The following is a 12,603-nucleotide window of genomic DNA, read 5'->3' as shown; positions in this document are numbered from 1 at the left end:
GGAAAAGCCAGACTTGGGGAAATATTTATCTTCAAGGTTTTTAAGAATAAGTCATGGTTTCTAGGAAAGACTATTTTATATAGATAAAGATGAAATTTCAAATAAGCAAAAATAGATGGAGATAGCTCCGTCTATTTACTATTATTTTAGTTGGTAGGACCAGTTGTCTCCTTCTTTGTAGTAAAAGAACTCACTTAGATCTTCTTCAAGAAAAACACGAAGCATATCAGACATATCCTCAGTAGCTAGTTTAAGATGAGATAGATTTTCAAAATTCTCCCACCAGACTTTTCCTTCGTCTGAAGACTGGAGTTCACCAGTAAAGTGTTCTGTCTTGTAAAAAAGTACGACATAGCGAAAATCAGCATCATCATACCAATCTTTGATACCACAGAGTTGGGGTTTGGAAATGGTCAGACCAGTTTCTTCTTTCACTTCACGAATGACGGCATCGACAAAGGATTCACCACGTTCAACATGCCCACCAGGAAAAGTAATGCCAGGCCAGTCAGGATTAACTCGGTCTTGAACTAGAACCTTGTCTCCGTTTTGAATCATACACATATTGACAAATTCGACTGATTCTCTTCTGTTCATAGGCTTCTCCTTCGTATTTCTTAATCATAATGTAGACTTCCTGCCACCCATCCGGTACAGAGGGCAGAAGTGATGTTAAAGCCACCTGTGTGGGCATTAATATCCAGTACCTCGCCAGCAAAGTGAAGTCCAGGAACCAGTTTGCTTTCCAGAGTTTTAGGATTAATTTCCTTGAGACTAACGCCACCTTTGGTCACAAAGGATTTAGCCAAGGACATCTTACCAGTAACAGGGATTTTGAAGGCCTTGATAGACTGGATAAGTTGGTCGCGTTCTTTTTCAGTTAGCTGTTTGACTTTTTCTGGATAGCCTTGCACAAAGAATTCTGCCAAGCGTTCAGGCAACAAGGCTTTTAAGGCATTTTTTAAGGATTTATCACGATTTTCTTCTAAAAATGCCACCAAGTCGCTCTCAGAAAGTTGAGGCAAGACATCCAAAGAAAGGACTTCACCTCCCTTGACTAAGCTTGACATACGCAGAGCAGCAGGACCAGATAAACCAAAGTGGGTAAAGAGCAGATCATGAGTGATGACATGCTTGCCATAGCTTAGAGTCACATCATCCAGCGAAATTCCCTGCAAGGCCTTATGCGGAAAATCTGTCAATAAAGGACTTTCAGCGGCTTCGAGCTCAGTAATGGTATGCTTAAAATGGCGAGCAATCTCGTGACCAAATCCAGTTGAACCAGTAGAAGGATAGGATTTGCCACCTGTTGTGACAATGAGTTTATCACAAGTGAAGGTTTGGTCTGCGGACTTAAGGACAAACTGGTCATCTATCTTTTTAACAGAAACAATCTCTGTTTGAGTGGCAATTTGCCCGCCTAGTTCCGTAATTTTCTTCTCCAGAGCTTCGATAATGGTTCGCGATTTATCGCTGGCTGGAAAGACACGTCCGTGGTCTTCAACCTTGAGTTTAACACCATTTTCTGTGAAAAAGTTGATGATATCATGGTTATCAAACTGGGAGAAGACGCTGTATAGAAAGCGCCCATTTCCAGGAATGCCGGCTAATAGGTCATCTAGGGTTCCGTTGTTAGTGACGTTGCAACGACCACCACCAGTTCCAGCTAATTTTTTTCCAAGTTTTCTATTTTTTTCGATGAGAAGTGTTTTCTGCCCGTAAAAGCTACTGGAAATTGTAGCCATCATACCAGCAGGACCACCTCCGATGACAATAGTATCAAAATGTTTCATAAGAGTATTGTACCATAAAAAAACAAGAGATGATTAGACATCTCTTGTCAGATTTATTAGTTGATTTCGTATCCCATGAGGAGCCCGCCTTCTTCTGCATAAAAACTGCAAAGCCCAGAAGTAGGGATAATTTTAATATTAGCTTGCGGGTACTTTTCTCGCAAGAGTTCTGAGAGTTGTTGGCAGAATTTTTCATTGCTACGATGAGCCATGACGATACGGCCACCGGCATAGCCAGCTTTGAGCAATTCTTCATAAGCAGCTTGAAGTGATTTTTTAGCACCACGAGCTTTTTGGAGGAGTTCCAAGGTTCCAGTTTCACTTGCTTCGCCAACCATACGAATATTGAGTAGCCCGACAACTGTACCAATAAGCTTACTTAGGCGACCGTTTTTAACCAGGTTATCAACCTTAGCAAGAACGAACAACAACTTCGTTTTTTCTTGGTAAGTAGTAATAACTTCAACCACCTCTTCAAATGAAAGTCCTTGGTGAATCAAGTCATTGATTTTCTCAACAATTAAGTCAACCTCTCCACCAGCAGACAAACTATCAATAACGTGAATCTGAGTATCAGGGTGTTCTTCGAGATAGATATTCTTAGCTAATTGAGCGCTATTGTGGCTACCAGAGAGAGTTCCAGTGATAGTCACTACAAAAATATGTTTGGCACCTTCAAAAGCACGTAAGTAATCATCAGGACTAGGGCAAGCTGATTTAGAAGCTTCAGAAGTCGCATACATAGTTTCCATCATCTGATCAATATCCAGATTGGCATCATCGACAAAGACTTGATCTGCTACCTGAATCTTTAAGGGGACACTGACAAATTCAGTATCAAAAGCAGGGTTTTCCAGTTGGCGATAATCACAACCAGAGTCAGCTACAATCTTCCAAGTCATAGAAATTCTCCATCTTTATCACTTATACATTGACAAAGGTTCTGTCTTTTTTTACAATTATATCATGAAAGCCCTTGAAACAAAAGTAGTACCTCTCTGTTGTCACAAGTAGAAAGAAATTGTTATGTCTGAACGTAAAATATCTGAAAAATCGCTTGAAAACCTTAGAAAATCAAACCAAGAATCTAATTTGCTAACCAGAGAAGCGATTGAAACAGCTCTTTTGCAACTCTTGGAGAAAAAGGACTTGGCTAAGATTAGCATTTCTGAGTTAGTCAAGCGTGCTGGCGTTTCTCGTGCAGCTTTTTATCGAAATTATGATTCAAAAGAAGAGATTTTAGAAAGTGTCTTTAAACGTAGCGTCCATAACATCATGGAGCAATTGAGTCATTACGATGTTAAAACGGATCTCTATCTGGTTTGGGTTCATCTTTTTCGAGAAGCCAAGAAAGAAGCCAAGGTTATTCAGCTTGCCCTGGACTATCACTTAGAAAAAATCTTTGTGCAAGCTATGCAAGAATTTCTAGAAAAATACTACGGGAAATCAAAAGGTGTCAGCTCTTACCTGCATTCATTTTGGAGTTCGGCCATCGTATCGGTCTTGCTTAAATGGATCAAGGATGGGATGAAGGTACCTGCTGAAAAAATCGCAGATCTACGCCTGCCATTTTTCAAAAAATAAGTTAAGAGGAGAAAAACTATGACAGAAAAAAGACTAGCTTGGGATGAGTATTTTGCTGCTCAAGCCCTATTGATTGCCAATCGTTCAACCTGTAAGCGTGCCAAGGTAGGAGCCGTTTTAGTTAAGGATAACAAGGTTGTTTCAACAGGCTATAATGGCTCTGTATCAGGAACAGAACATTGTATTGACCACGATTGTCTGGTGATTGAAGGCCACTGTGTCCGCACTCTTCATGCAGAGGTAAATGCTATTTTACAAGGGGCAGAGCGTGGCGTTCCAAAGGGCTTTACAGCCTATGTCACTCATTTTCCATGCCTTAACTGTACCAAGCAGTTACTACAAGTAGGATGTGAGCGTGTAGTTTATATCAATCAATACCGTATGGATGACTATGCCCAGCATCTTTATCATGAAAAAGGAACGGAGTTGACTCATTTACCACTTGAAACAGTGCAAGCAGCTCTCCAAGCAGCTCACCTGATCTAGAATTTGTAAAAAAATAAATGGTTTAAAAAGCTTTTTAAGCCATTTTTTGATATAATAAGAAGAATAAATTGAAAGAAGGAATTCTGAAAATGGGAAAACTTGAAGTTATTAATCATCCACTGATTCAACACAAATTGTCAATCTTGCGTCGCACTGACACTTCTACAAAAGCTTTTCGTGAGTTAGTTAACGAGATTGCAATGTTGATGGGATATGAAGTACTTCGTGATCTTCCGCTTGAAGACGTTGAAATCGAAACACCTATCACAAAAACAGTTCAAAAACAGTTGGCTGGTAAAAAATTGGCAATTGTCCCAATCTTGCGTGCAGGTATTGGTATGGTTGATGGACTATTGAGTTTGGTTCCAGCGGCCAAAGTTGGGCACATTGGTATGTACCGTGACGAAGAAACCCTTCAACCAGTAGAATACTTAGTAAAATTACCTGAAGATATTGACCAACGTCAAATTTTTGTAGTTGACCCTATGCTTGCAACAGGTGGATCAGCGATTTTGGCTGTTGACTCCCTTAAAAAACGTGGGGCTTCAAACATCAAGTTTGTCTGCCTTGTATCTGCTCCTGAAGGGGTCAAAGCTCTCCAAGAAGCTCACCCAGATGTAGAAATCTTTACAGCAGCTTTGGATGAGCGTTTGAACGAACACGGCTATATTGTTCCAGGTCTTGGTGACGCAGGAGACCGCTTGTTCGGAACAAAATAAGATTCTAAGGTGATATTGAGACTATAGCTTAGTCTTAGTTTTGAAAGGAGGTTAAATTTTTGTATCTGTTATTAGGATAGAGCAAAAATTTGACCTTTTTTGACCAAAAATATATAATAATCCTATTAACAAAGAAATTAGAAATCAAAAAAGGAGAAATGAATGATTCCTGTAGTTATTGAACAAACAAGTCGTGGAGAACGCTCGTATGACATTTACTCACGTCTTCTTAAGGACCGCATTATCATGTTGACTGGACCAGTCGAAGACAATATGGCAAATTCAGTCATCGCCCAATTGCTTTTCTTGGATGCCCAAGATAGTACAAAAGATATTTACCTTTATGTAAACACTCCTGGAGGTTCTGTATCAGCTGGTTTGGCAATCGTTGATACTATGAACTTTATCAAGGCAGATGTCCAAACTATCGTTATGGGAATGGCAGCCTCAATGGGTACAATTATTGCTTCAAGTGGAGCAAAGGGCAAACGTTTCATGCTTCCAAATGCAGAATACATGATTCACCAACCAATGGGTGGTACAGGTGGTGGTACTCAGCAGACTGATATGGCCATTGCTGCTGAACACTTGCTTAAAACTCGTAAGACTTTAGAACAAATCCTAGCAGATAATTCTGGCAAATCAGTTGAGCAAATCCACGCAGACGCTGAACGTGATTACTGGATGAGTGCCCAAGAAACTCTTGACTACGGTTTTATTGACGAAATTATGGCTAATAATTCTTTGAATTAAACTACTAAAGCAAGCTCGACTGAGCTTGTTTTTTTTGATATAATAGAAGGAAGATTGTTAGAAGGAAGTTGAATTATGTTTCAAAAAGAGAATCGGTCTGGTCTGATTATCTATTTATACTATAATCGCGATGCTAAAAAACTCGCAAATTATGGTGATATTTGTTACCACTCAAAAAAACATCGTTACCTACAACTTTATGTCCCAACAGAAGAAGTGGAAGAGCTGGTAAATCGTTTAGGAAAAGAGAAATTTATCAAAAAAGTGAGAGTTTGTCATATTCAAGAATTGGAAACTCCTTTCGTTGGTAACCTATATAAAACCAACGAAAACGTTATCATTTAAAAAAGTGAGAGAAACTTGTTGACAATTTTCTGATAATTCGGTATATTCTTAACATGTAATTTAAATTGAACATAAAAAGGAGATAAACATGAAGAAAAAATTTGCATTATCACTTGTAGCTCTTGCAAGTACAGCTCTCTTAGCAGCTTGTGGGGAAGTGAAGTCAGGAGCTTCAAACACAACTGGTAACCCAATTGATGAAAAAGTTGTAAAAATTGGTTTCAACTTCGAAGAGACTGGAGCAGTAGCTGCTTACGGTACATCTGAACAAAAGGGTGCTCAACTTGCAGTTGATCAAATCAATGCTGCTGGTGGTGTTGATGGAAAACAAATCGAAGTTGTAGATAAAGATAACAAATCTGAAACTGCTGAAGCGGCTTCAGTTTCTACAAACCTTGTTACTCAATCAAAAGTAGCAGCTATCGTAGGGCCTGCGACTTCTGGAGCAACTGCTGCTGCAGTGGCAAACGCTACTCAAGCTGGTGTGCCATTAATCTCGCCAAGTGCTACTCAAGATGGTTTGACAAAAGGACAAGACTTCCTCTTCATCGGAACATTCCAAGATAGTTTCCAAGGAAAAATCATCTCAAACTACGTTTCAAACAAATTGAACGCTAAGAAAGTTGTTTTGTATACTGATAACTCAAGTGACTATGCTAAAGGTGTTGCAAAAGCTTTCCGTGAATCATTTAAAGGTGAAATCGTAGCAGATGAAACATTTGTATCAGGTGATACAGATTTCCAAGCAGCTTTGACAAAAATCAAAGATAAAGACTTTGATGCTATCGTATTGCCAGGTTACTACACAGAAGCTGGTAAGATTGTAAACCAAGCTCGTGGTATGGGAATTGATAAGCCAATCATCGGTGGTGATGGATTTAATGGTGAAGAGTTTGTTCAACAAGCAACAGCAGAACGCGCATCAAACATTTACTTCATCTCTGGTTTCTCATCAACAGTTGATGTGTCAGATAAGGCGAAAGCTTTCCTTGAAGCATACCGTGCGAAATACAATGAAGAGCCTTCAACTTTTGCAGCTCTTGCATATGACTCAGTTTACCTTGTAGCAAATGCAGCAAAAGGTGCAAAAACTTCAGTTGATATCAAGAACAATCTTGCTAAAACACAAAACTTCGAAGGTGTTACAGGTCAAACAAGCTTTGATGCAGATCACAACACTGTGAAAACAGCCTTCATGATGACCATGAATAATGGTAAAGTAGAAGCGGCAGAAGTCGTAAAACCTTAATCTTATAGATATCGTAAATGGGGAATGAGCTTTTACTCACTCCCTGTTTCGGTATTTATAAAGGGATTATTTTTTTAGAAAAATCCTAAAAATAAAACTTAGAAAGAGTGAACCATATGCTTCAACAACTTGTCAATGGTTTGATCCTAGGGAGTGTTTATGCGCTACTAGCCCTGGGTTATACCATGGTTTATGGAATTATCAAGCTTATTAACTTTGCCCATGGTGATATCTATATGATGGGTGCTTTCATGGGTTATTTCTTGATTAATGCCCTCCATTTAAATTTCTTTTTAGCCTTAATTTTGTCCATGATTGGCTCAGCTATTCTCGGTGTTATCATCGAGTTTCTAGCCTACCGTCCACTCCGACATTCAACTCGTATCTCTGTATTGATTACTGCTATTGGGGTATCCTTCTTGCTTGAGTATGGAATGGTCTATCTAGTAGGTGCCAATACACGTGCCTTTCCTCAAGCAATCCAAACAGTTCGTTATGACTTGGGTCCAATCAGTCTAACAAATATTCAATTGTTGATTTTGACAGTTTCGATTGTCTTGATGATTCTTTTGCAACTCATCGTGCAAAAAACAAAAATGGGGAAGGCCATGCGTGCCGTATCTGTAGATAGTGATGCAGCTCAGTTGATGGGGATCAACGTAAACCGTACAATCAGTTTCACCTTTGCCTTAGGATCAGCTCTGGCTGGTGCAGCAGGTGTCTTGATTGCCCTTTATTACAACTCTCTCGAACCATTGATGGGAATGACTCCAGGTATTAAATCTTTCGTTGCTGCCGTTCTTGGTGGTATCGGTATCATACCTGGTGCAGCTCTTGGAGGTTTTGTAATTGGTCTATTGGAAACTTTTGCAATCGCTTTTGGATTGTCAGATTTCCGTGATGCCATCGTGTATGGAATCTTGCTCTTAATCTTGATTGTTCGTCCAGCTGGTATCCTTGGTAAGAATGTGAAAGAGAAGGTGTAAACAATGAAAGTAAATGTAAAAGCTAATATTCTCTGGATATTCCTTTTGTTGCTTGGATATGGTATGATTAGCCTCTTAGTTTCACTTGGTATTTTAAACCTTTTCCATATTCAAATTCTGGAGCAAATCGGTATCAACATTATTCTTGCAGTAGGACTTAACCTAATCGTTGGTTTCTCTGGCCAATTTTCACTTGGACATGCTGGATTTATGGCTATCGGTGCTTATGCTGCAGCTATTATCGGTTCAAAATCTCCAACTTATGGTGCCTTCTTTGGAGCTATGTTGCTCGGCGCCATCATTGCTGGTTTAGTTGCCCTCATCGTAGGAATTCCTACCCTCCGTTTGAAGGGGGACTATCTTGCAGTTGCGACACTTGGGGTTGCTGAGATTATTCGTATCTTAATTGTCAATGGCGGTAATCTTACAAATGGAGCTGCAGGTATTTTGGGAATTCCAAGTTTCACTAACTGGCAAATGGTATATATCTTTGCCGTGATTACAACTATTTTAACACTGAACTTTTTACGTAGTCCAATCGGTCGTTTAACCTTGTCTGTTCGTGAAGATGAAATTGCGGCTGAGTCAGTAGGGGTCAATACAACAAAAATCAAAATTATTGCTTTTGTATTTGGAGCTATGACTGCAAGTATTGCAGGATCACTCCAAGCAGGATTTGTCGGTTCAGTTGTACCAAAAGATTATAGTTTTATCAACTCTATCAACGTTTTGATCATCGTTGTATTTGGTGGTTTGGGATCAATCACAGGATCAATTGTTGCGGCCATTGTTCTTGGTATTTTGAATATGTTACTCCAAGACGTTGCTAGCGTTCGTATGATTATCTATGCTTTGGCTTTGGTACTTGTTATGATTTTCAGACCAGGTGGACTCCTTGGTACATGGGAATTGAGCCTATCACGTCTCTTTAAAAAAGGTAAGAAGGAGGGACAAAACTAATGGCATTACTTGAAGTAAAAAACTTAACCAAACATTTTGGTGGTTTGACGGCTGTTGGAGATGTAACTCTCGAATTGAATGAAGGTGAACTTGTTGGCTTGATTGGACCGAATGGAGCGGGCAAAACAACTCTTTTCAACTTGCTGACAGGAGTTTATGAACCGAGTGAAGGAACTGTTACTTTGGATGGACACTTACTAAATGGGAAGCAACCTTATAAAATCGCATCCCTTGGTTTAGGGCGTACCTTCCAAAATATTCGTCTTTTTAAAGACCTGACAGTTTTGGACAATGTTCTCATCGCATTTAGCAATCATCATAAACAACATGTATTTGCTAGTTTCTTGCGCTTGCCAGCTTTCTATAAGAATAAAGAAGAATTGAAAGCCAAAGCTTTAGAATTACTAAAAATCTTTGATTTAGATGGTGATGCTGAAACTTTAGCTAAAAACTTAGCTTATGGTCAACAACGTCGTTTGGAGATTGTTCGTGCTCTTGCCACAGAACCTAAAATTCTTTTCTTGGATGAGCCTGCAGCGGGAATGAATCCACAAGAAACGGCAGAATTGACTGAGTTGATTCGTCGTATCAAAGATGAATTCAATATTACTATCATGCTGATTGAACATGATATGAACTTGGTCATGGAGGTCACAGAGCGTATCTATGTTCTTGAGTATGGTCGTTTGATTGCTCATGGAACACCAGATGAAATTAAGAACAACAAACGCGTTATCGAAGCTTATCTTGGAGGTGAAGCCTAATGTCTATGTTAAAAGTTGAAAACCTCTCAGTACACTACGGTATGATTCAAGCTGTACGTGATGTAAGCTTTGAAGTCAATGAAGGAGAAGTTGTTTCTCTAATCGGTGCTAACGGTGCAGGTAAAACAACTATTCTTCGTACTCTATCAGGACTTGTTCGTCCAAGTTCTGGTCGAATTGAATTTTTGAGTCAAGAAATCCAAAAGATGCCTGCACAGAAGATTGTGGCATCAGGACTTTCTCAAGTACCAGAAGGTCGTCATGTCTTCCCTGGTTTGACAGTTATGGAAAACTTGGAGATGGGAGCTTTTCTTAAGAAAAATCGTGAAGAGAACCAAGCTAATTTGAAGAAGGTATTTTCACGTTTCCCACGTTTGGAAGAACGTAAAAACCAGGATGCAGCAACTCTATCTGGTGGTGAACAGCAGATGCTTGCCATGGGGCGTGCACTTATGTCGACACCAAAACTCCTTCTTTTGGATGAACCATCAATGGGTCTTGCTCCGATTTTTATCCAAGAAATTTTTGATATCATCCAAGATATTCAAAAACAAGGAACAACCGTTCTCTTAATTGAGCAAAATGCTAATAAAGCACTAGCCATCGCTGACCGAGGATATGTTCTTGAAACAGGAAAGATTGTCCTATCAGGAACAGGAAAAGAACTCGCAGCATCAGATGAAGTCAGAAAAGCATATCTAGGTGGCTAAAACAATCCAGTGGATTGTTTTAGTCGGCAGATAAAGATTGCGCAAGCAATCCACATTAGTCCGGGGGACCATTTAGTCGGCGGATAGAGATTGCAAAGCAATCATACAATCTACATAAGTATAAGATTAAGGGCTCTAAGTTGAGCTCTTTTTCGTAAAGTCCTTCAGATTTTTCTGAATCTTGAAAAAGAAATGAAAGCGTTTGATAGCTTTCCGTAAAAAGTGTATAATAAAACTATAAACATAAAGGAGATTTCCTATGGCAGTTAAAGATTTTATGACTCGTAAGGTCGTTTATATTAGTCCTGATACAACTGTTGCGCATGCAGCAGATTTAATGCGTGAACAAGGCTTGCACCGTCTTCCTGTTATTGAAAATGATAAATTAGTAGGATTGGTGACAGAAGGAACAATTGCTGAAGCTAGTCCATCAAAAGCAACTAGTCTTTCAATCTTTGAGATGAACTACTTGCTAAACAAGACAAAGGTAAAAGATGTCATGATTCGTGATGTTGTTACTGTTTCAGGATATGCTAGTTTGGAAGATGCAACCTATCTCATGTTGAAAAATAAGATTGGTATCTTACCAGTTGTTGATAATGGTCAATTGTATGGCGTTATAACAGATCGAGATGTATTCGGAGCCTTTCTTGAAATTGCTGGTTATGGTGAAGAGGGAATCCGTGTTCGTTTTATCACAGAAAATGAAGTTGGGGTACTCGGTAAGATTGTTTCTTTAATCGTTGAGGAAAATCTTAATATTTCTCATACTGTTAATATTCCACGTAAAGATGGTAAGATTGTTATCGAAGTCCAAATTGAGGGAACGGTTGATCTTAGTTCCTTGAAGAAGAAATTTGAAGAAGAGAATATTTTCGTAGATGAAATTACCAAAACTGCAGCAAAAAAACTCTAAAAAATAAACTATCATTGTTTTATACTTGCGAAAAAAATTTTTTTCTAGTATAATAGTTTATTGTGAGCAAACCTCACTTACCCCATGCAAAGACTTGGGGTCATTAGACCAAAAGGAGGAACATATCAATGGCTAAATACGAAATTCTTTATATCATTCGTCCAAACATTGAAGAAGAAGCGAAAAACGCTTTGGTAGCACGTTTTGACTCTATCTTGACTGACAATGGTGCAACTGTTGTTGAATCAAAAGATTGGGAAAAACGTCGTCTTGCATACGAAATCCAAGATTTCCGTGAAGGACTTTACCACATCGTTAACGTTGAAGCAAACGATGATGCAGCTCTTAAAGAGTTTGACCGTTTGTCAAAAATCAACGCTGACATTCTTCGTCACATGATCGTCAAGCTTGACGCGTAAGAAGGTAGATTATGATTAACAATGTTGTACTTGTAGGGCGTATGGTACGTGACGCTGAGTTGCGTTATACCCCATCAAATGTAGCAGTAGCTACTTTTACTCTTGCAGTAAACCGTACATTCAAGAGTCAAAATGGTGAACGTGAGGCTGATTTTATCAATGTCGTAATGTGGCGCCAACAGGCTGAAAACCTTGCTAACTGGGCTAAAAAAGGCTCACTTATCGGGGTTACAGGTCGTATCCAGACTCGTAGTTACGATAACCAGCAAGGACAACGTGTCTACGTGACTGAAGTCGTAGCTGAAAATTTCCAAATGTTGGAAAGCCGTAGCGTGCGTGAAGGTCAAACTGGTGGAGGTCATTCTGCACCAAGTTCAAATTATTCAGCACCTACACAATCAGTACCTGACTTTTCACGAGATGAAAATCCATTTGGAACAACCAATCCATTGGATATTTCAGACGATGATTTACCATTCTAATGGACAATTAATACTATAAAGGAGAAAAAACATGGCTCAACAACGTCGTGGCGGATTCAAACGCCGTAAAAAAGTTGATTACATCGCAGCAAACAAAATTGAATATGTTGATTACAAAGATACTGAGCTTCTTAGCCGTTTCGTTTCAGAACGTGGGAAAATCCTTCCACGTCGTGTAACTGGAACTTCAGCTAAAAACCAACGTAAAGTAACAACAGCTATCAAACGCGCTCGCGTAATGGCTTTGATGCCTTTCGTAAACGAAGATTAAAAAAAAGACCCGGGTGGGTCTTTTTTTCAGGTCCACCGGACCTCTTTTTCACGAGCATGGAAATGTGAGAGCGAGTAAGACCCTTACGGGTCTTTTTTCACGAGATAGTTTTTTTCTGACCTTAGCGTGCTATAATGGTAATAGAAAGAGTAAAGGTTGGTAAGTC

General features: G+C 39.3%; 17 protein-coding genes. 14 read left to right on the top strand and 3 right to left on the bottom strand.

The annotated features are described in order from the left end of the window. Positions 1-141: 141 nt before the first annotated feature. The 3 genes from HW271_RS06040 to HW271_RS06030 are packed head-to-tail and all read right to left on the bottom strand — an operon-like array spanning position 142 to position 2,695. A complete protein-coding gene (locus tag HW271_RS06040; protein ID WP_178895264.1) occupies positions 142-597 on the bottom strand; it encodes an 8-oxo-dGTP diphosphatase in 456 nt (151 codons plus the stop codon). A 20-nt stretch (positions 598-617) separates the two neighbouring features. Then, positions 618-1,793: an NAD(P)/FAD-dependent oxidoreductase gene (locus HW271_RS06035; RefSeq protein WP_178895263.1), complete on the bottom strand. Its 1,176-nt coding sequence runs from the start codon at positions 1,791-1,793 to the stop codon at positions 618-620. A 56-nt stretch (positions 1,794-1,849) separates the two neighbouring features. Further along, positions 1,850-2,695: a DegV family protein gene (locus HW271_RS06030; RefSeq protein WP_178895262.1), complete on the bottom strand. Its 846-nt coding sequence runs from the start codon at positions 2,693-2,695 to the stop codon at positions 1,850-1,852. A 124-nt stretch (positions 2,696-2,819) separates the two neighbouring features. On the opposite strand from HW271_RS06030, the gene HW271_RS06025 reads away from it, so the two are divergent. The 14 genes from HW271_RS06025 to rpsR all read left to right on the top strand — a co-directional run bounded on the left by HW271_RS06025 (position 2,820) and on the right by rpsR (position 12,437). Beyond that, complete coding sequence (locus tag HW271_RS06025) at positions 2,820-3,377, top strand: TetR/AcrR family transcriptional regulator (RefSeq protein WP_178895261.1); 558 nt, start codon at positions 2,820-2,822, stop codon at positions 3,375-3,377. Positions 3,378-3,395: 18 nt separating this feature from the next. Further along, positions 3,396-3,863: a cytidine/deoxycytidylate deaminase family protein gene (locus HW271_RS06020; protein WP_178895260.1), complete on the top strand. Its 468-nt coding sequence runs from the start codon at positions 3,396-3,398 to the stop codon at positions 3,861-3,863. Positions 3,864-3,952: 89 nt separating this feature from the next. Continuing rightward, complete coding sequence (gene upp / locus HW271_RS06015) at positions 3,953-4,582, top strand: uracil phosphoribosyltransferase (RefSeq protein ID WP_006150334.1); 630 nt, start codon at positions 3,953-3,955, stop codon at positions 4,580-4,582. Positions 4,583-4,744: 162 nt separating this feature from the next. Next, positions 4,745-5,335 carry an ATP-dependent Clp protease proteolytic subunit ClpP gene (gene clpP, locus HW271_RS06010; protein WP_060956027.1) on the top strand — a complete coding sequence of 197 codons (591 nt, stop codon included), beginning with the start codon at positions 4,745-4,747 and terminating at the stop codon, positions 5,333-5,335. Positions 5,336-5,410: 75 nt separating this feature from the next. Then, positions 5,411-5,680, top strand: coding sequence for a YlbG family protein (locus tag HW271_RS06005; protein WP_178895259.1), 270 nt, complete (start codon positions 5,411-5,413; stop codon positions 5,678-5,680). A gap of 88 nt (positions 5,681-5,768) precedes the next feature. Further along, on the top strand, positions 5,769-6,929 hold the full coding sequence (locus tag HW271_RS06000; protein ID WP_178895258.1) for an ABC transporter substrate-binding protein: 1,161 nt from the start codon (positions 5,769-5,771) through the stop codon (positions 6,927-6,929). Positions 6,930-7,045: 116 nt separating this feature from the next. Then, positions 7,046-7,915 carry a branched-chain amino acid ABC transporter permease gene (locus tag HW271_RS05995; protein WP_178895257.1) on the top strand — a complete coding sequence of 290 codons (870 nt, stop codon included), beginning with the start codon at positions 7,046-7,048 and terminating at the stop codon, positions 7,913-7,915. A gap of 3 nt (positions 7,916-7,918) precedes the next feature. Next, complete coding sequence (locus HW271_RS05990; RefSeq protein ID WP_178895256.1) at positions 7,919-8,875, top strand: branched-chain amino acid ABC transporter permease; 957 nt, start codon at positions 7,919-7,921, stop codon at positions 8,873-8,875. Next, positions 8,875-9,639, top strand: coding sequence for an ABC transporter ATP-binding protein (locus HW271_RS05985; RefSeq protein ID WP_178895255.1), 765 nt, complete (start codon positions 8,875-8,877; stop codon positions 9,637-9,639). The genes HW271_RS05990 and HW271_RS05985 overlap by 1 nt, the downstream gene beginning before the upstream one ends. Next, on the top strand, positions 9,639-10,349 hold the full coding sequence (locus HW271_RS05980; protein WP_178895254.1) for an ABC transporter ATP-binding protein: 711 nt from the start codon (positions 9,639-9,641) through the stop codon (positions 10,347-10,349). Before HW271_RS05985 ends, HW271_RS05980 begins: the two co-directional genes overlap by 1 nt. A 259-nt stretch (positions 10,350-10,608) precedes the next feature. Continuing rightward, a complete protein-coding gene (locus HW271_RS05975; RefSeq protein WP_178895253.1) occupies positions 10,609-11,265 on the top strand; it encodes a CBS domain-containing protein in 657 nt (218 codons plus the stop codon). A 128-nt stretch (positions 11,266-11,393) separates the two neighbouring features. Next, complete coding sequence (rpsF, locus tag HW271_RS05970; protein WP_002896497.1) at positions 11,394-11,684, top strand: 30S ribosomal protein S6; 291 nt, start codon at positions 11,394-11,396, stop codon at positions 11,682-11,684. 11 nt (positions 11,685-11,695) lie between these two features. Beyond that, on the top strand, positions 11,696-12,166 hold the full coding sequence (ssbA, locus tag HW271_RS05965; protein WP_178895252.1) for a single-stranded DNA-binding protein SsbA: 471 nt from the start codon (positions 11,696-11,698) through the stop codon (positions 12,164-12,166). A gap of 31 nt (positions 12,167-12,197) precedes the next feature. Further along, the gene (gene rpsR / locus HW271_RS05960) at positions 12,198-12,437 is read left to right on the top strand and encodes a 30S ribosomal protein S18 (RefSeq protein WP_000068664.1); all 240 of its coding nucleotides are present in this window, start codon (positions 12,198-12,200) and stop codon (positions 12,435-12,437) included. Positions 12,438-12,603 lie beyond the last annotated feature (166 nt).

It is taken from the genome of Streptococcus sp. oral taxon 061, assembly GCF_013394695.1.
GTDB lineage: Bacteria > Bacillota > Bacilli > Lactobacillales > Streptococcaceae > Streptococcus.
This window is presented reverse-complemented; position numbering and strand designations above follow the sequence as displayed.

Coding starts and splice junctions, on each gene's coding strand:
- HW271_RS06040 (WP_178895264.1), bottom strand. CDS start 597: ATGAACAGAAGAGAATCAGTCGAATTTGTCAATATGTGTATGATTCAA.
- HW271_RS06035 (WP_178895263.1), bottom strand. CDS start 1,793: ATGAAACATTTTGATACTATTGTCATCGGAGGTGGTCCTGCTGGTATG.
- HW271_RS06030 (WP_178895262.1), bottom strand. CDS start 2,695: ATGACTTGGAAGATTGTAGCTGACTCTGGTTGTGATTATCGCCAACTG.
- HW271_RS06025 (WP_178895261.1), top strand. CDS start 2,820: ATGTCTGAACGTAAAATATCTGAAAAATCGCTTGAAAACCTTAGAAAA.
- HW271_RS06020 (WP_178895260.1), top strand. CDS start 3,396: ATGACAGAAAAAAGACTAGCTTGGGATGAGTATTTTGCTGCTCAAGCC.
- upp (WP_006150334.1), top strand. CDS start 3,953: ATGGGAAAACTTGAAGTTATTAATCATCCACTGATTCAACACAAATTG.
- clpP (WP_060956027.1), top strand. CDS start 4,745: ATGATTCCTGTAGTTATTGAACAAACAAGTCGTGGAGAACGCTCGTAT.
- HW271_RS06005 (WP_178895259.1), top strand. CDS start 5,411: ATGTTTCAAAAAGAGAATCGGTCTGGTCTGATTATCTATTTATACTAT.
- HW271_RS06000 (WP_178895258.1), top strand. CDS start 5,769: ATGAAGAAAAAATTTGCATTATCACTTGTAGCTCTTGCAAGTACAGCT.
- HW271_RS05995 (WP_178895257.1), top strand. CDS start 7,046: ATGCTTCAACAACTTGTCAATGGTTTGATCCTAGGGAGTGTTTATGCG.
- HW271_RS05990 (WP_178895256.1), top strand. CDS start 7,919: ATGAAAGTAAATGTAAAAGCTAATATTCTCTGGATATTCCTTTTGTTG.
- HW271_RS05985 (WP_178895255.1), top strand. CDS start 8,875: ATGGCATTACTTGAAGTAAAAAACTTAACCAAACATTTTGGTGGTTTG.
- HW271_RS05980 (WP_178895254.1), top strand. CDS start 9,639: ATGTCTATGTTAAAAGTTGAAAACCTCTCAGTACACTACGGTATGATT.
- HW271_RS05975 (WP_178895253.1), top strand. CDS start 10,609: ATGGCAGTTAAAGATTTTATGACTCGTAAGGTCGTTTATATTAGTCCT.
- rpsF (WP_002896497.1), top strand. CDS start 11,394: ATGGCTAAATACGAAATTCTTTATATCATTCGTCCAAACATTGAAGAA.
- ssbA (WP_178895252.1), top strand. CDS start 11,696: ATGATTAACAATGTTGTACTTGTAGGGCGTATGGTACGTGACGCTGAG.
- rpsR (WP_000068664.1), top strand. CDS start 12,198: ATGGCTCAACAACGTCGTGGCGGATTCAAACGCCGTAAAAAAGTTGAT.